This is a genomic window from Neolewinella sp. (genome assembly GCF_965214665.1).
Taxonomy (GTDB): domain Bacteria; phylum Bacteroidota; class Bacteroidia; order Chitinophagales; family Saprospiraceae; genus Neolewinella.
This window is the reverse complement of sequence record NZ_OZ243970.1, coordinates 3,220,755-3,240,512: the sequence shown is the minus strand read 5'-3', so window position 1 is coordinate 3,240,512 and position 19,758 is coordinate 3,220,755. Positions and strand designations below refer to the sequence as shown.

General features: G+C 60.8%; 15 protein-coding genes. 11 read left to right on the top strand and 4 right to left on the bottom strand.

All coding sequences use genetic code 11. The features are described from left to right. The first annotated feature begins 35 nt into the window (after window positions 1-35). Entirely contained in the window at window positions 36-476 is a 441-nt protein-coding gene (locus ACOOHD_RS13920) for a hypothetical protein (protein WP_420458488.1), read from the top strand. 53 nt (window positions 477-529) lie between these two features. Then, complete coding sequence (locus ACOOHD_RS13915; protein WP_420458487.1) at window positions 530-1,519, top strand: M28 family peptidase; 990 nt, start codon at window positions 530-532, stop codon at window positions 1,517-1,519. A 96-nt stretch (window positions 1,520-1,615) separates the two neighbouring features. On the opposite strand, the gene ACOOHD_RS13910 is transcribed toward ACOOHD_RS13915, so the two are convergent. Continuing rightward, on the bottom strand, window positions 1,616-3,157 hold the full coding sequence (locus tag ACOOHD_RS13910) for a glycine--tRNA ligase (RefSeq protein WP_420458486.1): 1,542 nt from the start codon (window positions 3,155-3,157) through the stop codon (window positions 1,616-1,618). A gap of 157 nt (window positions 3,158-3,314) precedes the next feature. On the opposite strand from ACOOHD_RS13910, the gene ACOOHD_RS13905 reads away from it, so the two are divergent. The 4 genes from ACOOHD_RS13905 (at window position 3,315) to ACOOHD_RS13890 (ending at window position 10,064) form a co-directional block, all read left to right on the top strand. Continuing rightward, complete coding sequence (locus tag ACOOHD_RS13905; RefSeq protein WP_420458485.1) at window positions 3,315-5,240, top strand: CBS domain-containing protein; 1,926 nt, start codon at window positions 3,315-3,317, stop codon at window positions 5,238-5,240. A 145-nt stretch (window positions 5,241-5,385) separates the two neighbouring features. Next, the gene (locus ACOOHD_RS13900; RefSeq protein WP_420458484.1) at window positions 5,386-6,345 is read left to right on the top strand and encodes a ribose-phosphate pyrophosphokinase; all 960 of its coding nucleotides are present in this window, start codon (window positions 5,386-5,388) and stop codon (window positions 6,343-6,345) included. A 31-nt stretch (window positions 6,346-6,376) separates the two neighbouring features. Then, window positions 6,377-9,526, top strand: coding sequence for an ATP-dependent DNA helicase (locus ACOOHD_RS13895; RefSeq protein ID WP_420458483.1), 3,150 nt, complete (start codon window positions 6,377-6,379; stop codon window positions 9,524-9,526). A gap of 88 nt (window positions 9,527-9,614) precedes the next feature. Beyond that, the gene (locus ACOOHD_RS13890) at window positions 9,615-10,064 is read left to right on the top strand and encodes an energy transducer TonB (RefSeq protein ID WP_420458482.1); all 450 of its coding nucleotides are present in this window, start codon (window positions 9,615-9,617) and stop codon (window positions 10,062-10,064) included. Window positions 10,065-10,123: 59 nt separating this feature from the next. Here the strand turns inward: ACOOHD_RS13890 and ACOOHD_RS13885 are convergent, their stop codons facing one another. Both ACOOHD_RS13885 and rho read right to left on the bottom strand, forming a co-directional pair. Beyond that, the gene (locus ACOOHD_RS13885) at window positions 10,124-10,768 is read right to left on the bottom strand and encodes an MBL fold metallo-hydrolase (protein WP_420458481.1); all 645 of its coding nucleotides are present in this window, start codon (window positions 10,766-10,768) and stop codon (window positions 10,124-10,126) included. Between the two features lie 140 nt (window positions 10,769-10,908). Then, a complete protein-coding gene (rho, locus tag ACOOHD_RS13880) occupies window positions 10,909-12,882 on the bottom strand; it encodes a transcription termination factor Rho (protein ID WP_420458480.1) in 1,974 nt (657 codons plus the stop codon). Window positions 12,883-13,171: 289 nt separating this feature from the next. On the opposite strand from rho, the gene serS reads away from it, so the two are divergent. The 3 genes from serS (at window position 13,172) to frr (ending at window position 15,868) form a co-directional block, all read left to right on the top strand. Continuing rightward, entirely contained in the window at window positions 13,172-14,455 is a 1,284-nt protein-coding gene (gene serS / locus ACOOHD_RS13875; RefSeq protein ID WP_420458479.1) for a serine--tRNA ligase, read from the top strand. Window positions 14,456-14,472: 17 nt separating this feature from the next. Next, window positions 14,473-15,177 carry a zinc metallopeptidase gene (locus tag ACOOHD_RS13870; RefSeq protein ID WP_420458478.1) on the top strand — a complete coding sequence of 235 codons (705 nt, stop codon included), beginning with the start codon at window positions 14,473-14,475 and terminating at the stop codon, window positions 15,175-15,177. 127 nt (window positions 15,178-15,304) lie between these two features. After that, window positions 15,305-15,868 (top strand): ribosome recycling factor, encoded by a 564-nt coding sequence (gene frr, locus ACOOHD_RS13865; protein WP_420458477.1) that lies wholly within the window; start codon window positions 15,305-15,307, stop codon window positions 15,866-15,868. Window positions 15,869-15,904: 36 nt separating this feature from the next. Here frr and ACOOHD_RS13860 read toward each other — a convergent pair whose 3' ends face one another. Next, window positions 15,905-17,971 (bottom strand): ComEC/Rec2 family competence protein, encoded by a 2,067-nt coding sequence (locus ACOOHD_RS13860; protein ID WP_420458476.1) that lies wholly within the window; start codon window positions 17,969-17,971, stop codon window positions 15,905-15,907. A 73-nt stretch (window positions 17,972-18,044) separates the two neighbouring features. Here ACOOHD_RS13860 and ACOOHD_RS13855 point away from each other — a divergent pair, with 73 nt between their 5' ends. Together ACOOHD_RS13855 and ACOOHD_RS13850 are read left to right on the top strand one after the other, a co-directional pair. Continuing rightward, complete coding sequence (locus tag ACOOHD_RS13855; RefSeq protein WP_420458475.1) at window positions 18,045-19,394, top strand: TolC family protein; 1,350 nt, start codon at window positions 18,045-18,047, stop codon at window positions 19,392-19,394. 1 nt (window position 19,395) lies between these two features. Further along, the gene (locus ACOOHD_RS13850) at window positions 19,396-19,755 is read left to right on the top strand and encodes a DUF2237 family protein (RefSeq protein ID WP_420458474.1); all 360 of its coding nucleotides are present in this window, start codon (window positions 19,396-19,398) and stop codon (window positions 19,753-19,755) included. The last annotated feature ends 3 nt before the right edge of the window (window positions 19,756-19,758 follow it).

The following is a 19,758-nucleotide window of genomic DNA, read 5'->3' as shown; positions in this document are numbered from 1 at the left end:
CGTTATTTTTGCCTAGTCTCCTCAACCTCGCTGCTATGCGCTACCTCCTCTTCACCGGTCTGCTTTTACTCACTGCGGGCCTTTTTGCCCAGTCCGCCGCCGCCTCTACCTGGCAGGACTTAGCTAAGGTGACCTACGAAAAGAAATACGACGAGCTACTCGGCTTCAAGGTGGATGTGCCGGTCTTCGGGGAAGATATCCGGGCCATGGAGGGAAAGACTATTGAGATCAGCGGCTACATCGTGCCCGTCGAGGGCTATAAGAGCCATAACGAGTTCGTCTTCAGCGCCTACCCCTATAACATGTGCTTCTTCTGCGGGGGCGCGGGTCCGGAGACCGTGATGGAGGTGACGGCCACCGAGCCGGTCAAATACAGCACCAGCCGCATTACCCTACGTGGTACCCTCACCCTGAACGATAGCAATATCAACCAACTGATGTACCTGCTCTCGGATGCTGAGCTGGTGGCTAAGTAACTCTAGGCGTCCGACGCTTTAAAGCGTCGGACGCCTGTACGAAATTTTTTGCTTTGTACCGACTACTAGTTTTCCTGTTTGTACTCATTACAGCCGCGTGCCGCAACGACTCGGCTCCTCTTTCTGAGGACCCCGCACCCGCGGCCCCGCCCGCATCCCCCCGTGACGCCAAGCCCGTCCCCAAGTTCGACCGCGACAGCGCCTACGCCTACGTCGAGCAGCAGGTCAACTTCGGCCCCCGCGTGGTGAACACCGATGCCCACCGGCAGACGAAGCAGTGGCTGGTGGAAAAACTAGAAGCCTTCGGTGCCGAGGTGATCAAGCAGGACTTTGAGGCCCGGGCCTTTGACGGGACCAACCTGAGCTCCACCAATATCATTGGTCGCTACGCCCCCGAGCTGCCGGACCGCATCCTACTGGCCGCCCACTGGGACACCCGCCCCTTCGCCGATAGCGATCTGGAGGATGACCCGAACGCCATCGTCAACGGCGCGGACGATGGGGCCAGCGGGGTAGGCGTGCTCCTGGAAGTAGCCCGCCAGCTCGGCCTCCACACCCCCGACATCGGCGTGGACATCGTACTGCTCGACGCCGAGGACTACGGCAAACCTAGTAACACCAACAGCTACGCCCTGGGTGCGCAGTACTACGCCAAGAACGCACCCACCCCCAAACCTCGCTTCGGCATCCTACTAGATATGGTCGGTGCCCGCGATGCCACCTTCTTGGTGGAGGGTTATTCTGAGAAGTACGCCAAGGACGTGGTGCGCAAGGTCTGGCAGCTGGGCGAGCAGATGGGCTACGGTAATTACTATGTCAACGCGCGCGGTGGTACGGTTATAGATGATCATTTTTTTATTAATACCATCGCCGGCATCCCCACCATCGACATCATCAATCTGCAGGAGGACGGCGACCACCGCTTCCCCGCCCACTGGCACACGGGTGATGATAATATGGACGTGATTGATAAGCGGACGCTGCGGGCCGTGGGGCAGGTGGTACTGGCAGCGGTGTTCCGGGAGGCTGCTGGTACTTTGTAAGTAAACCACAGAGTAGCACAAAGGAAAGCACAGAGTTTCACAAAGTACTCCGTGTAACTCTGTGCCCCACTTTGTGTAACTCTGTGGTTAAACCCCCTACTGAGCGGAGCGAAGTAGCGCACCCATATCCACCCGAGGCCCAATCATCCCCACCAAGTCTTCCACCTTCACCCGCACCTGCTCCAGCGTATCCCGGTCGCGTACCGTCACGGTATTATCCTCCAGGCTATCGAAGTCGACCGTGATGCAGAAGGGGGTGCCTACGGCGTCCTGGCGGCGGTAGAGCTTGCCAATGGAACCGGTATCGTCGTACTGTACCTCGAAATGAAAGCGCAGGTCGTCGAAGATGTGTTTGGCGAGGCTGACCAGCTCGGCGTTGTTGCGCTTGAGGGGCATGATGGCGGCCTTAATGGGCGCGATCGCAGGATGCAGCGCTAGTATGGTGCGGGTATTATTCAGATCGTCCTGGCCGGGTACCTGCTCCTCGCGGAGGGCGTGGGTGAGGGTGGCGAGGAAGAGGCGGTCGGCGCCAATGGAAGTCTCCACGACGTAGGGAACGTAGCTCTCCTCCCGTTCCGGATCGAAGTACTGCAGTTTCTTGCCGCTCAGCTCCTGGTGGGCCGTGAGATCGAAGTCGGTGCGGCTATGGATGCCCTCCAGCTCCTTGAAGCCGAAGGGAAACTCGAACTGGATGTCCACGGCCGCATCGGCGTAGTGCGCCAGGTTATCGTGGTCCTGGAAGCGCAGTTTTTCCTGGGGGTGGAGGGCCAGGTGCCACTTCAGGCGGGTCTCCTTCCACCGTTCGTACCACTCCTGCTGGGTACCGGGGGCAATGAAGAACTGCATCTCCATCTGCTCGAACTCCCGCATGCGGAAAATGAACTGGCGGGCTACGATCTCGTTGCGGAAGGCTTTGCCGATCTGGGCGATGCCGAAGGGAAGCTTTTGGCGGGTGGTGTTGCGGACGTTGGTGAAGTTGACGAAGATACCCTGGGCGGTCTCGGGCCGCAGGTAGAGCTTACCTTCCTCGCCGGCGATATTGCCGAGCTGGGTGGAGAACATGAGGTTGAACTGCCGCACCTCGGTCCAGTTCTTGCTGCCAGTGTCGGGCTCGCTGATATCGAGGTCCACGAGCATCTGGTACAATTCCTCCATGTTGCCGTCGGTCATGGCGGTGGCCAGGCGGGCGGCGATCCCGTCGTACTGCTTCACGTAGCGCTGTACGTTAGGATTGGTGGCGCGGAACTGGGCCTCGTCGAAGGCATCGCCGAAACGCTTTTGCGCCTTGGCGATCTCCTTATTGATCTTGCCCTCGATCTTGTCGAGCTGCTCCTCGATCAGCACATCGGCGCGGAAGCGCTTCTGGCTATCCTTATTATCGACCAGCGGGTCGTTGAAGGCGTCTACGTGTCCGGAGGCCTTCCACGTTTTGGGGTGCATGAAGATGGCCGCGTCGATGCCGACGATGTTGTCGTGCAGCTGTACCATGCTGCGCCACCAGTATTCCTTTAGATTGTTCTTCAGCAGTACGCCGTTGGGGCCGTAGTCGTAGGCGGCGGCCAGGCCGTCGTATATCTCCGAGCTCTGGTAGATGAAGCCGTATTCCTTGGCGTGGGCGGTGAGGGCCTTGAAGTCCATGTATAGCTAGTTTCGGCGGGCGAAGATAGGGTCGGGGCGGGGCAACCCCGCTGGGGTCGTTCGGAAGCCGTCACGCACGACCCCAGCGGGGTCTCCCCGCCCTAGCCCAGAACGAAGTTCGGGGCTAGGGCGTACCTTTCGCGTACACTATACTACCATGGGAGAGGAAAGAGTAAACGTACCCACCACCGACAGCCGGTCGGCCTTTACGCACCACCTGCTGCAGGACGTGCAGGCGCTGGAGTACATGCTTAAGCACGACTGGTTCGAGACCGATACGATCCGCATCGGGGCGGAGCAGGAGCTATGCCTGGTCGATAAAAAGACGCTGAAGCCTACACCTAAAAATATGGCCGTGCTCAAGCGGCTGAAGGAGTACCCCTGGGTCACCACCGAGATCGCCCGCTTCAACCTAGAGTGCAACTTCACGCCCCAGGTATTCACCGGCGATGCGCTGCGCAAGATGGAGCAGGAGAATATGTACCAGCTCGGCATCGTCAAGGAGGCCGCCAAGGCCAGTAACGCCCAGATCGTGCTGACCGGCATCCTGCCCACGCTGCGCAAGTTCGACCTCAGCCTGGAGAACCTGACGCCCAAGCCGCGCTACCTGGCCCTGATCGAGGCCATCAAGGCACAGCAGAAGAACGAGCGCGGCTTCGAGCTCAATCTGCACGGCATCGACGAGCTGCACATTCACCACGACAGCCCCTTGCTGGAGGCCTGCAATACCAGCTATCAGGTGCACCTACAGGTGACGCCCAAGACCTTCGTGCCGATGTACAATATTGCCCAGGCCGTAGCTGCCCCCATCCTGGCCATGGCAGCTAACAGCCCCCTGGTGTTCGGTAAGCGGCTCTGGCACGAGTCGCGCATCGCGCTGTTTCAGCAATCGCTTGACGTACGCACCAGTAAGGAGCACATGCGCACCAGCGAGCCGCGGGTGAGCTTCGGCACCCAGTGGCTGGATAAGTCGATCATGGAAATCTACAAGGAGGACATCGCCCGCTTTCGCGTCCTGCTTGGCAGTGAGATCGACGAGGACAGTCTGGAGATGATCGGTCAGCGGAAGGTCCCGAAACTGCGTGCCCTCCAGGTCCACAACGGAACGGTCTACCGCTGGAACCGCCCCTGCTACGGCATCAGCGACAACGGCATGCCCCACCTGCGCATCGAGAACCGCGTGCTGCCCTCCGGCCCCACCGTACTGGACCAGATGGCCAACGCCGCCTTCTGGCTCGGATTGATGATCGGCATGGCCCACGAGTTTAAGGACATCCGCGAGCACCTCAGCTTTGCGGACGTCAAGGACAACTTCTCCAAGGCCGCCAAATTCGGCATTGACAGCCAGTTCACCTGGTTCGGTAACCGCAAGGTCACCTGCCGGGAGCTGGTCCTGCAGGAGCTCATCCCGCTAGCCTACAACGGGCTCGTACTACAGGGCATCGATAAGCCCGACATCGAGCGCTACCTCAGCGTCATCCAGGGCCGGGCCGAGGTGCACCAGAACGGGGCCCGCTGGCTGCTCAAGTCGTTCACCCAGCTCACCGAGCGGGTCAACCGCGACGAGGCCGTCACCATTCTTACCTCCGAGATGGTCAAGTGTCAGATGGAGCAGGACCCGGTACATAAGTGGTCTATTCCCTCCGAGGAGGACCTCAAGCAGTACCGTCCGGTAGGCCTGCGCGTGGAGGAGTTCATGGAGACCGACCTGTTCACCGTACGCGAGAGCGACCTGCTGGAGCTCGTCGGCGACCTGATGGACTGGCGCAAGCTCCGCTACCTCCCCGTCGAGGACGAGAACGGCCACCTCTGCGGCCTCATCACTACCCGCAAGCTGCTGCGCTACTACATCAAGCGCGGCCGCATCAACAACGAGATGAACGACTACAAGACCGTCGGCGACCTGATGATCTCGGCCCCCACCACCGTCAGTCCCCAAACCACCATCAAGGAAGCCATGCACACTATGCGCGGCTGCAAACTGGGCTGCCTGCCCGTGGTGAAGGACAACGAACTCGTGGGGATCATCACGGAGATGGATTTCCTGCGCGTGGCCGGTCGGCTCATCGAGCGGCTTAAATAAATTTGCCATTTACCGTTTAAAATGTACCATGTACCATTTGCGGACCAACTCACTCGCCCTCACCTGAGTAGTACATCGACAAGCGACAGCGAGCATCCACACAAATGGTAAATGGTACTTGGTAAATTAGAAATAGTAAATCTTCATGTCCCATTCCCCCAGACTCACCCCCATGAACGACAAGGTCACCCTGCTGTCCATGACCAAGAGCATGTACCTCTCCGAGCAGATCGCCGAGGCGTACGGCCACGCGCTGGGACAGTTCCGGGTGGCGCACTTTAGCGACGGGGAGATGCAGCCCATCATCGAGGAGAGTGTGCGGGGCGAGTATGTGTTCATCATCGGCAGCACCTTCCAGCCCAGCGACAACCTGATGGAGCTGTTGCTGACTATAGATGCTGCGCGTAGGGCCTCGGCCGGTTACGTCTGCGCCGTGATCCCCTACTTCGGTTACGCGCGCCAGGACCGCAAGGACCGCCCCCGCGTGCCCATCAGCGCTAAGCTCATTGCTAATTTGCTGGAGGCCGCCGGCGTGGACCGTATCATGACGCTCGACTTTCACGCCGACCAGATCCAGGGCTTCTTTGATATACCGGTGGACCACCTACAGAGCCAGGCTATTTTTATTCCCTACTTCCGGGAGCAGGATATGGGCAACGTGATCTTTGCCAGTCCGGATATGGGTGGGGTAAAGCGGGCGCGGGCCTACGCCAAGTACTTCGAGCGTGAATTGGCGATTTGTGACAAGTACCGCAAGCGCGCCAACGAGATCGCCGGCATGACGCTGATCGGCGACGTTGCGGGCGGTGATGTAATCTTGGTCGACGATCTGGTCGACACCGCCGGTACCCTCTGCCGGGCCGCCGACCTGATCATGGAACACGGAGCCCGCTCGGTGCGCGCCATAGCTACCCACCCCCTGCTGAGTGGTAATGCCTATGAGAATATCGAGAATAGCCAGCTGCAGGAGCTCATCGTATCCGACACCATCCCGCTAAAACGGAAGAGCTCCAAAATCAAGGTGCTGGGTGCGGCCGACCTTTTCGCCACCGCCATTCGGAACACCCACGACAACGCCAGCATCTCGGCCCTATTTGTCAACTAGCGGTGGTGCTAAGTTGTCTTCAACAGGACCGATGGCTCACCGCAAACTACACGATTACAACGCTGGTTTCCGCGCCGAACTCGCCCGCCTGAATAAAGGGCAGCGCACCGCCGTAGACACCATCGAGGGCCCCGTCATGGTCCTGGCCGGTCCGGGTACCGGCAAGACCCACCTGTTGGCCGCCCGCATCGGCAATATCCTGCTACAGACCGACGCCGGGGCCCACAACATCCTCTGCCTCACCTTCACGGATGCCGGAGTAAAGGCCATGCGGCAGCGACTGCTCAAATTTATCGGCCCGGAAGCGCACCGGGTGGGTATCTACACTTTCCACAGCTTCTGTAGCAACGTCATCCAGCAGAACCTGCACTACTTCGGCCGGCCCGGGCTGGAGCCGCTCTCGGAGTTGGAGCGCATCCGCATCATCCGCGGACTCATGGACCAGCTACCGCAGACCGACGCCCTCCGCCTGGGCTACCACGAGACCTACCACTACGAAGACCACCTACAGGACCTCTTCGCCCAGATGAAGGCCGAGAACTGGACGGAGGACGAGCTACAGCAGCGCATTAAGACCTACGTCGATGGCCTGGAGACCCACCCTGACTTTACCTACCAGCGCAGGTACAAGGACAAGCAGAAGGGCGACCCCCACACCGGCAAGATCGCCGAGGAGCGGCTGCGGATGGACAAGCTCGCCAGCGCAGTCTCGCTCTTTCCCAAGTACCAGGAGGCCCTGCGCGAGCAGCGGCGCTACGATTACGGCGACATGATTGGCTGGGTGCTGCGCGCTTTTCACGATCACCCTAGTCTGCTACTCAGCTACCAGGAGCGGTACCGCTACCTGCTCATTGACGAGTTTCAGGATACGAATGGTAGTCAGGACCGCATCATCCGCCACCTCACCGACTACTGGGATAACCCCAACGTCTTTATCGTCGGCGACGACGACCAGGCCATCTACGAGTTTCAGGGGGCCCGGCTTAACGCCATGGTCGACTTCCACCACCGCTACGCCCGCGATCTGACCATCGTGACCCTCAACGAGAACTACCGCAGTACGCAGTCGATCCTCGATGGTGCCGGTGCCCTCATCGACCGCAACACCCTGCGCATTGGCGATCGTCTCCCCCAACACCAAATCGATAAGCGCCTCAATAGCAACCAGGGGGCCGCGGACGCGGGTGCAACCTACCTGACCTTTACCGATCACCGCCAGGAGACCGGCTACCTGGTAGGCCAACTGAAGCGGTGGCATGATGACGGTATACCCTGGTCCGAGATGGCCGTGATTTACGCCAAGCACAGTCAGGCCGACCTACTGCGCCACCTGCTGGAGCGGGCCGGTATCCCCTACCGCAGCAAGCGCCGCCCCAACGTGCTCGACGGACGCCCCGTAAGACAATTGCGCGAGCTGCTTCGGTACCTGCAATCAGAGCAGGAGCGACCGGGGACGGGCGAGCACCTGCTGTTTCGGGTGCTGCACTTTCGCTGCTTCGGGCTTTTGCCCCACGATCTTTCCGTGCTCAACCTGGGCCGCCTCGACACCCTCGACCGCGAGGGTCGCCTGCCCAGTTGGCGCGAGTACCTGCGGGCCGACGCGCTCTACCCCTACGGGCTGGAGGCCCCCGCCGACCTCCGCCGCGTGGCCGATTGGTTGGAGGAGGCCATCGGCCTCATCGGTAGTCTGCCCCTGCCGGAGTACATCGAGTGGGTACTGAACGGCTCCGGATTGCTGGCCTCCGTGCTGCGTGATCCTAACCGCGCCGAGCTGCTACAACACGTAGCCACCTTTACCGACTTTGTACTGCGCGAAATCGCCCGCCGCCCCCGCCTTACCCTCACCGACCTACTCGATACGCTGGGGCAGATGGACGGTAACCGCATCGCCCTACCGCTGCGCTCCCACCTCGATCAGGCAGACGCCGTGCTACTGGTCACTGCCCACAGTGCCAAGGGGCTTGAATTTGAAAAGGTGTGGATGCTCGACTGCTCCGAGCGGGCCTGGGGTCCGGGCGGGGGTGGGCGCTCTCAGAATCGCTTCAAGCTGCCCGACACGCTGACCTACGCCGGTACCGAAGACGAGGAGGAGGCCCGCCGCCGACTGTTCTTCGTAGCCCTGACGCGTGCCCGCTCCGGCGTGATCCTATCCTGTGCCGAGCTCAGCGCCAAGGACAAGATGCAGCAGCAGGTGGCCTTCGTCGACGAGCTCATCGAGGCGGGTGGGGTGGAGGTACGCGAGGCCAACTTGGATGCCGGTACCCTAGCCGAGCTCGCCTTCCTACAGCTGCAACCCAAGGACAAGACCCGCTTCCCGGTACTGGAGCGCTCCGCTATCGCTGAATTGCTGGAAGACTTCCGCCTCAGCGTCAGTGCCCTCTACGCCTACCTCGACTGCCCGCTGCGTTTCTACTACGAAAAGCTTCTACGCGTGCCCGACCGGGAACGGGAACGGACGCTCTACGGCTCGGCCCTCCACGAGGCGCTGCAGAACTACTTCCTGCGCATGAAGCGCGACCCGGCACAGGTGTTTCCGAGTAAGGAAGAGTTGATCTATAATTTCGAGATTGCCCTGGCCCAGCGCCGCGGACAGCTCACCACCCGCGGCTACCACAACCGCCTGGAGCGCGGCCGCCGCGAGCTCGGCACCTACTACGACCGCTACCACACCTCCTGGGTCCACGACGTAGAGATCGAGTACCTCATCCGGAACGCCGAGGTAGACGGCATCCCCCTGACCGGCATCATCGACCGCGTTGACGTGATCAGTGACGCCTACGTACGGGTGATAGACTACAAGACCAGTACCAGTGGAGGCAACAAGCTTCGTCGCCCGACCGACCGTAATCCCCACGGCGGGGACTACTGGCGGCAGTTGACCTTCTACAAATTGCTGTACGATAACCGGCCCGGTACCATCCGCCGGGTGCGGGAGGGACGCATCAGCTACCTGCTCACCGATCCCAACGGCGAGCAGCCGGAGGAGCGGCTGGAGCTCAATCAGCAGGATAGGGACGCGCTGCGCAAAATCTTGCGGGATACCTGGGAGGCCATCCAGGAGCAGCAGTTCGATGGCTGCGGCAAGCCGGACTGCGCCTGGTGCCGCTTCGTGCAGGACCTGACGGATGAGGTGCCGTTGGACCTGACGGATGAGGTGTACGGGCTGGATGATGCTACGTAATTATGACTCTAGCCGTAGTACTTCAATACCCGTAAGCCATATACATTCATATTAGGTACTTCGTTAACTAGTCAGCGAAAACATAACGATGCTGAAACTTATAACCATTCTAGCAATAGCAGTAACATCCTTATCACTCGACGCGCAATCCACTATCCCAGATGGAGAAACGGCGGACCCCATCGAGCGGATGCCAACATTCATCAGTGATTGCCCCGAGGATAAAGATCATAAAGCATGCTCAGATAGAGCTATGCTAGAATTTGTCTATTCCAACATAGGGTATCCTGCTAAAGCGGTGAAGCGTGGCGTGGAAGGAATGGCAGTAGTGACTTTCGTCATAGAACGCGACGGAACAGTCTCCAACATTAAGATACTACGCGATCCAGGAGCTGGAACTGGTAAAGAATTGGAGCGTATTGTCAACGCTATGAACGATAACGGTCCAAGCTGGCGACCGGGCATACAGGGAGGTGAACTCGTCAGGGTACAATTCAACCTACCAGTAAAGTTCAGTTTGGGGGAAAAGGGGAATTAAAGAGAAGCTAAACGGCTTGCCGGCTAACCTCTGAAGGAAGCAGCGCAGCTAACCCGGCGCTACAAAAACGGATTCTCCCGCCGCTCCTCCCCAATCGTCGTACTCGGCCCGTGACCGGGATACACCACCGTCTCGTCCGGCAGTGGCATGAGTTTAGTCAGGATGCTACCGATGAGCGTATCGTGATCGCCGAGCGGTAGGTCCGTGCGGCCGATGGAGCGCCGGAAAAGCACATCGCCGGCGATGACGTAGCTCTCCGCGGCATTATAAAAACAAAGACTCCCCGGCGAGTGCCCCGGACAGAACAACACTGCGAAGGTGTTCTGGCCCAGCATCACGGTATCTCCTTCGTGAATGAAGTAACCGGGAGCCGGCGAGGGCGTCATCGGCGGCATCCCGTAGGTTTGCACGAACATCGGTGCTGCCTCCAGGATCTGCTGCTCCAGAGGGTGAATACCCAGTTCCAAACCATACCGCTCGACGACAAAGGCGTTACCGAATACGTGGTCGAAGTGGCAGTGGGTATTGATCAACTGCACCGGTTTCAGGTCTAGCCGCTCGATGGTGGCTACCAACTCCCGCTCTTCCTCCGGCGTGTAGCAGCCGGGATCGAAGACGATCGTCTCCCGCGTCTCCGTATCGTACACCAGGTAGGTGTTCTCCTGAACGGGGTTCTGAGTGAGGAAGGTGACGCTTGTTGCCAAGGGGTAAAATGTTACAAAGAGTAAAGGATTAAAGGAGTAGCCGTTAAAGGGAAGCCGGCGCGTACGTAGTGGACTGCCTACGAGCATAGCGAGCATCCCCATCCCTTAACCCCTTTACTCCCTTAGCCCTTTACCCCTTATCAGCTATTCATCGTAGCTAAGAACTCCTCGTTGCTCGTCGTATTCTTCATGTGGCGCATGAGGAACTGGAAGGCCTCCTCGGGCTTCATGTCGGCCAGGTGATTGCGGAGGATGAACATACGCTGGAGCACGTCACGCTCGAGCAGTAAGTCATCGCGGCGGGTGCTGGAGCGGGTAAAGTCGATGCTGGGGTACATACGCTTGTTGGCCAGTTGACGGTCGAGCTGCAGTTCCATGTTACCCGTACCCTTGAACTCCTCGAAGATGACCTCGTCCATCCGCGAGCCGGTGTCGATGAGGGCAGTGGCCAGGATGGTCAGTGAGCCACCGCCGTCGATGTTACGCGCCGCACCGAAGAACTTCTTGGGCTTCTGCAGGGCATTGGCCTCGACACCACCGGAGAGCACCTTGCCGGAGCTGGGCTGGACGGTGTTATAAGCACGCGCCAGACGGGTGATCGAGTCGAGCAGAATGCAGACGTCGTGGCCGGACTCGACCAGGCGCTTTGATTTTTCGAGGACGACGTTGGCCACGCGGACGTGGTTTTCGGCCGGCTCGTCGAAGGTGGAGCTGATGACCTCGGCCTTTACGCTGCGCTTCATGTCGGTGACCTCCTCGGGGCGCTCGTCGACCAGCAGGACGATGAGGTAGACCTCCGGGTGGTTGCGGGCGATGGCGTTGGCCACGTCCTTAAGTAGGAAGGTCTTACCCGACTTAGGCTGAGAGACGATGAGGCCCCGCTGTCCCTTGCCGAGGGGGGCAAAGAGATCGAAGAGCCGCATGCCATAGTCGCGACCGGTAGTGGAGCCCGACAGCGTAAACTTCTCGGTCGGGAACTGGGCGGTCAGGTAGTCGAAGGGCACCCGGTCGCGGATGTCCTTGGGATCGAAGCCGTTGATCTTTTCAACATCGAGCAGGGCAAAGTACTTCTCACCCTCCTTGGGGGGCTTGACGGGCCCCTTGACGGTATCGCCGGTACGCAGTCCGAACGACTTGACCTGCTGCTGGCTGACGTAGACGTCGTCCGGGCTGGTCGTATAGTTGTAATCGGGCGAGCGCAGGAAGCCGTAGCCGTCGGGCATCATCTCCAGGATACCGGTGGTACTGATCAGTCCGTCGAGCTTGTACTCGGGCTGGCTGCGGCGGCTATCGTTGCGGTTGTTGTTGCTCCGGTCGCGGTCGTTATTGTTCCGGTCGTTATTGCGGCTATTGTTGCTGCTCCGGTCGTTATTATTTCCGCGCTCGCTCCGCCGACCGTTGTTGTCATCGCCGCGCTCTTCGGTGCGGCCGCGGTTGCCGTAGCGGTCACCGCGCTGATTGCTGTTACTGCTCTCCTCGTCGCTCTTACTGTCCGAGGTGTTATTGCGACCCCGACCCCGGCTGCGGGAGTCCTGGTTGTCGTCGTCGGATTTGTCGTTGTTATTGCTACGACCCCGCCCGCGGCTATTGGAGTTATCGTCGGAATCGGAACGTTCTTCGCGTACGCTGCGGCGGCCGCGGCCCCGACTACGGCCGTTGGAGCGGTCCTCTTTGTCGGATTTATCGTCCTCCTTTTTCTTTTTGTCGTCGCTGCTGCTGCTATCGTCCTTTCCGTTGCTGTCCTTGTTATTGCTGCGGCCCCGGCTAGAATGCTTATTGCTATCGTCCGAGTCACCGTCGTTGGTGCGACTGCGGCCCCGACCCCGGCTGCGGCCGGACCTTTCTTTGTCCTCCTTCTCGGCAGTTTCGGTGGCGGCTTCTCCCCGGCGGGCGGCGGAGGCAGCGGCCTCGGCCTTGCGGTTGGGCACGCGGTCGGTGTCGGAGGCGGCGGGAGGTTCGCTGACGTTGGTGGTGCCCTTCACGGCCTGCTGTTCGAGCAGGGTGAGGATGAGGTCCTGCTTATTGAGCTTTTTGTAGGATTTCAGGCCGAGGGTTTCTGCGTAGTCCCGTAATTCGGGAACCAGCATGCTCTGTAGTTGCGCTATGCTAAACATCTAGGGGGGGATACGTAAGGGGGAAGATAGGAGGAAGCAAAGGTGACAGGCGGGCCTCCCGAATGGAAGCATGAAGTGACCTGTGGAGACGAATAGAGGTGAATTCGGGCCGGAGCGTAGGGGGCAGAAATGCCGGCTCAGAGCCTACACGCGGAGTCGCTTGCTCCGCAAAGCTACAACCAAAGTCCGAAACAGGTGCCGGACCGGGGTAGAAACTTGCAACTTAATACAGCGCAGACGACCTAAAGGTTTACGGCCCCTACCTTTGCTCGCCTAAACGCCCCGCCCCATGCTCTTAGTACACACCCTGCGCGACGACCGCCAGCGGGTCCTCGAAGGCCTCCGTAAACGCGGTATCGATGCCGCCACTACGGTTGATCGCATCGTCGCCCTCGACGATAAGCGCAAGGAACTACAAACCCACAACGATACCCTCCTGGCGGAGCGCAACACCCTATCCACGGAGATCGGCACCCTCTTCAAGTCCGGCCGCAAGGACGAAGCCAACGCCCTACGCGAGCGCGTCAACGAGATCAAGGGCGCGGTCGCAGGTGCGGAGGAGGAGCTGCGGGCCACCCTGGAAGAACTTGAAAATAGCCTACTCCAACTCCCCAACGTCCCCTACCACCTGGTGCCCGCCGGCAGCAGCGCCGAGGACAACGAGGTGTACCAGGACTACCCCGGCGAGCTTCCCACCCTGAGCCCGGACGCAAAACCGCACTGGGAGCTGGCCGAGACCTACAGGATCTTTAGCCTGGAACTGGGCGTGCGCACCACCGGCAGCGGCTTTCCCGTCTTCACCGGTCAGGGGGCCCGGCTACAGCGCGCGCTGGTCAACTACTTTTTGGACCGCAACACCGCCGCCGGCTACACCGAGTATGCCCCCCCGCTCCTGGTCAACGAGGATACCGCCCGCGGCACCGGCCAGCTCCCCGACAAGGAGGGGCAGATGTACTACGTCACCGAAGATGACCTCTACCTCATCCCCACCGCCGAGGTGCCCCTCACTAACCTCTACCGGGGTGAGCTGCTCGACGCCGATAGCCTACCCATCCGGCTCACCGGCTACACCCCCTGCTTCCGGCGCGAGGCGGGCAGCTATGGCGCCCACGTGCGTGGACTGAACCGGGTACACCAGTTCGATAAAGTCGAGATCGTACAGCTCGCCCGCCCCGAGGAGAGCTACACCAAACTAGACGAGATGGTCGCCCACGTCGGCGCACTACTCGACGCCCTGGAGCTGCCCTACCGCATCCTGCGCCTCTGCGGCGGCGATATGGGCTTCACGGCGGCCATGACCTACGACTTCGAGGTCTGGAGCGCCGCCCAGCAGCGCTGGCTGGAGGTGAGTAGCGTATCCAACTTCGAGACCTTCCAGAGCAACCGCCTCAAGCTCCGCTACCGCGCCGAGCAGGGCAACGAACTGGTACACACCCTCAACGGCAGCGCCCTGGCCCTACCGCGCATCATCGCTGCCCTCCTGGAGAACAAGCAGACCGAGCGGGGCATTTTACTACCGAAAGTGCTCCATAGCTACGTGGGTAAGGATCGATTGGTCCCTGTCTCCGCCTAGCGACAAAACTTTAAACTATGCTCAGCGGCGGCTACGGCGTCTATATCATCATCACGCTTGTCTTCGCCGGCATCGGTTGGCTGGCCAGTAGTAAGCTCAAAAGCGCCTTCGAAAAGTACAGCCGCGTACCTATGACCAGTGGCATGAGCGGAGCCGAGGTGGCTCAGCGTATGCTGAGCTACTACAACATCAACGACGTACGCATTGTGGCCGGCCAGGGTACCCTCACCGATCACTACAATCCGACCACCAAGACGGTCAACCTCAGTCCGGCCGTATTCGAGGGCCGCAACGTTTCGGCTGCCGCCGTAGCCAGCCATGAGTGCGGCCACGCCGTGCAACACGCCGAGGGCTACGCCTGGCTGCAGTTCCGTAGTAAGATGGTGCCCGTGGTGCAGATCGCCTCCCGCTTTCAGAGCATCCTGCTGATGCTGACCGTAGGCGGTATTGCCGGTGGCTTCTTCGGCCAGACTATGCTGCTCATCACCATCGCCGCCTTCGCCATCACTACGCTTTTCAGCCTGGCTACCCTACCGGTGGAGTTCGACGCCAGCCGCCGGGCCCTTAAGTGGCTGGAGCAAAGCGGCACAGCCACCGGACAACTCCACGACGGAGCAAAAGACGCCCTCTGGTGGGCCGCCATGACCTACGTAGTCGCCGCGCTTTCCGCGCTGACGATCCTATTCTGGCTCATTCTCCGCTATATGGGTAGCCGACGCTAAAAAGTTACTTTTGCCGTAGTATCGCCCGCCTGCACCAAGTGTTGCACCCGCGGCCCCGCCCCCTGCAACGCATATTCCGACGGCAAATCGTACTTCGTAAATCGCCTATCGTAAATCGTAAATCCCCATGGAAGACCTCCTTAGTGACCAGCTGGAAGAAAATAAAATGCTCATGGAAGAGGCCATCGAGCACCTCGAACGTGAACTCGTCAAGGTCCGCACCGGCAAGGCCAGCCCCGCCATGCTCCACGGCATCATGGTGAGCTACTACGGCGTGCCCACGCCCATCAACCAGACCTCGAGCATCAGCACGGCCGATAGCCGCACCATTACCATCCAGCCCTTCGATAAGTCGAACCTGCCCAACATCGAAAAGGCTATCTTTGAGGCTAACCTCGGCGTCACCCCCCAGAACGACGGCCAGCTCATCCGCATCAACGTACCGCCACTGACCACCGAGCGCCGCCAGCAACTCGCCAAGGTCGTCAAGGCCGAGGGCGAGGAGGCCAAAATCTCCATCCGCAACGCCCGCCGCGACGCCATGGAAAGCATCAAAAAGGAGGTCAAAAACGGCTACCCCGAAGACGCCGGCAAGCGCATGGAGGAAAAAGTCCAGGGCTGGACCGATAGCCTCAGCAAGAAAGTCGAGGAGATCATCGAGCACAAGGAAAAAGAAGTGATGACGATGTAGTGCTTAGGCGTTGGACGCTTTTGAAGCGTCCAACGCCTACTCCACCACCCGATAAGCCCCGTCCACCCCCGTCACGTGCACCCCGCCGTACCGCTCCCGCCACAGCCGGCCCACGTAGGGCGCATTTGACCCATCCACGACCACCGGCACCCCCGGAGGTAGCTCCGGCACCCGATCCGGGCGCACCCCGCTGCGCACCAGCACCAGATCTACCTCCGGTAACTGAGCTACCCCCCGCCAGTCCCGCGTCCCATCCAATACCAACACCCGCCGATCTAGTAGGCGCAGTAGGGGACTATGCACCGTCACGGCGGCCAGGCTGGTGTCCTGGTCCAGCGGTAGGGGTGTCCCGAAGGCCACTCCCAGCGCCTGCCGCGCCGGCAGTACATTGAAGTCGAGATCATCCTGCGCTACGCTATCGCCCACCGCTACCCCCCGCCGCCCGTCGTACACATCGATCAAAGTGGCCCGTGGCAGGTCATAGATCGTAAACTGGGGCGGAGCGGGTGACCACACAGGCCCTAACGTCCAGTACGCTACGAGCAGCCCCGCCACCCCCATGGCCGCCCACCGCCCCCGGTGACTCGGCCGGAAGGCGAGGTAGGCCAGGCAGCTGATGAGCAGGTAAAGCCCCACTGCAGATAGCCAGGTGAAGTCGGCCAGTTGCAGCGTCGCGCTGGGCAGCTGACGGCAGTAGAAGATGAAGGCATTTTGTACGCTGACTACCCCTTCCAGCAGGGTGCTGGTCGGCCAGAGCCCTGCCCCGCTTACCCCCACTAGAGCCAGCAACCCGTGCAGCAGCCCCAGCCCAAGCACAAGGTAGGCAAACACGATCACCAGCGTCCCACTCAGCATGAAGTATAGCGGAAACTGCCCGAAGTAATACAGCGAAAGCGGTAGGGTGCCGAGCTGCGCGGCCGTCGATACCGCGATGGCATCCCAGAGCACGCTCAGCTTTCCGGGCAGGTACACCAGCCGCTGCAGCCGCCGCGTAAAGAGCGCGATTCCCGCCACCGCCGCGAAACTCAGCTGGAAACCCACCTGAAATAGCTGTTTGGGCTCCACCAGCAGCATCACCAGCGCGGCAATTGCCAGTAGATTAAAGATGTTGTTGTTGCGGTTCAATTGTTTGCCGATCAGCACTACGGTCACCATCAGGGCCGCCCGCTGCACCGAGGCACTCAGGCCCGTCACGAGGGCGAAGTACCACACCAGCAGGATCGTCAGTCCCGTGCGCAGCGCCAGCCAGAAGGGTCGGGGCGGTACCAGCAGGCGCAGCAGTTGCATCACGATCAGGGCCAGGATGCCTACGTGAAGGCCCGACACCGCCAGTACGTGGATCGCCCCGGTATCCGCGTAGGCCGACTTCACCTCCGCGCCCAGCAGGTCCTTCTTGCCCATGATCAGCGCTGCGGCTACTGCTAGGTCATCCCCCGCCAGGTAGGGCTGCAGGCTCGCAAACCAGGCTTCCCGCGCCCGTTCCCCGAAGGCACGTAGGGAAAAGCCCGAGGCGGTGCCCACCCGCAGCCACTCCGTCGAGTCCACGAAGCTGCGGTGGAAGATGTTTTTATCCGCCAGGTAACCCGCGTAGTCGAAGGCGTGCGGATTGAGCGGACCCGGCACCGTATCCACCGCACTAGCCAGCAGCAGCCGGTCTCCAGTTCGCAAGGTATCACCGGCTACGTAAGCCACTAACTTACCGCTCGTAGGCAGCCGCTCCCCATCGCGCAACAGCGCCGTCACATCGGCTTCCACATTCTGCCGCCGCTCCCCCTCCCGCACGCTCTGCACCTCTACCAGCAGTTGGTCTCCTTTCGTGTAGTGGTGGCTAAAGTGCGCTCCATCATGCAGCGGATGCCGTACCCCCGCATACCAACTTCCCAGGGTGAACAGCGCCAGCCACAACAGCACGGCAGCAGGGCGGGGCCGCAGGTGCAAACTAGTGGCGAGCAGCCCCAGCCCCCCCGTCGCCCCGAGGAACATCCATGCGTACCTATACTCCAGGTGGGCCGCCAGGGCAATCCCCCCACCCAGGGCCAGCACGGGCAGCAGTAGCGGCACGGTGGCCCAGGGGATACGGGGTCGGGGGGAGGACACGAACATGAGGGCAAAATATAAGTCGGCTCGACCTTCGTTCCCGTACCTTGCGCAAGTTTTTCACGACCCCCTCTCCGGCATGTCCAAGCTCAGCCTCTTCCTCGCACTAGTTGCTTGCACCTGCGTCCGCGCCCAGGACACCCTGGATTTAAGCCTGAGCGATGCCATCCAGCGCGGGCTGGACAATAACTTTCAGATCCGGATTGCCGAAAGCCAACTGGCCGTGGCGCAGAACAACGACGACTACGCCCTGACGCAGAAGTACCCCACGATCACGGTGGGGCTGAGCCCCGGCGTCGGCTACCGTAACCAGAGCAACCCGGCCAGTATCGTGGTCCAGAGTACCACCACCAGTTACAGCGTAGCCCCCATCGTACAGCTCAACTGGGTGCTGTTTAACGGCGGCCGCATCGCCATAAATAAGGAGCGGCTGGAAACCCTGGCCGACCTCAGCAAGGGACAGCTCCAGCTGCAAATCGAGAACACCGTTCAGGACATCATCGACGCCTACTACACCGCCGTGGTGCAGCGTGAGCAGATCGAGGTGCGCCGCCGGGTGCTGGCCCTGAGCCGCGACCGCATCGAGTACCAGCAGGTGCGGCGGGAGTTCGGCCAGGGCGGCACCTTTGATGAGTTGCAGGCGCGTGATGCCTACCTCTCGGACTCTACCAACCTGGTCGTGCAGCAGGTCAACTACGCGAACGCCGTGCGTAACCTACTCCAGCTCCTCGGTGAGGAGACCCTCGACCGCCCCGTCGACCTCACCACCGAACTGACCTACGAGGAAACCGCCTACGATCCCGCCGACCTTGAGGCCCGCCTCCTGGCCAGCAACCGCAACCTGCAGAACCTGCTCATCAACCGCGATCTGGCCGCTCTACAGACCCGGCTCATTGAGACCGAGCGGGCACCCACCTTCGGCATCGGGGCCAGTACGAGCTACGACATCGGTGTGCAGACCGGCACCCAGACCTTTGAGTTCGGCGGCGACCAGCCGGGGCGGGAGCAGGAGCTGCCAGGAATAGCCGCGCGTACCCTGGCCGGCAACGTGGGCTTCACCGCCAGCTACCTCCTCTTCGACGGGGGCAACCGGCGGGTGCGCATTCAGTCGGCCCGCCTGGAAGAGATCACTGCCCAACTCGACTACCAGTCCGCCCAGCAGCAACTCCGTACCGCTCTCCAGAACACCACCGCACTCTACGCCAACCAGACCCGCATCATCGGCATCACCCAGGAGCTCATCGAAAACGCCGAACGTAACCTCGAGATCGCCGAAGAACGCTTTAGCGGCGGCACCATCAACAGCTTCGACTACCGGCAGATCCAGCTCAACTACGCGAATGCGGAATTTCAACTCCTCGACGCCCTGCTGAATTTGAAGCAGACGGAGACGGAGTTGCTGCGGGTGACTGGGCAGATTATTAGGTAATATGAATAACGTACTAGGTACCCCCTTACAACCCTGCTGCACCGACCCACTGACCGGCTTCTACCGCGATGGCATCTGCCGTACCGGCCCCCTCGATACCGGCCGCCACGTAGTGTGCGCGGTGATGACGGAAGAGTTTCTCACCTTCACCAAATCACGGGGCAATGACCTAAGCACGCCGGTACCGGCCTACGACTTTCCGGGACTGAAGCCGGGCGACGGCTGGTGCCTCTGCGCGCTGCGGTGGAAGGAGGCCTATGAGGCCGGGGTAGCGCCGCCGGTGCGGTTGGAGGCGACCCACGAGGCAGCCCTCCAGTACGTGAGCCTGGAGGCGCTGCGGGAAAATCAGGTGGCGGCGTAGACC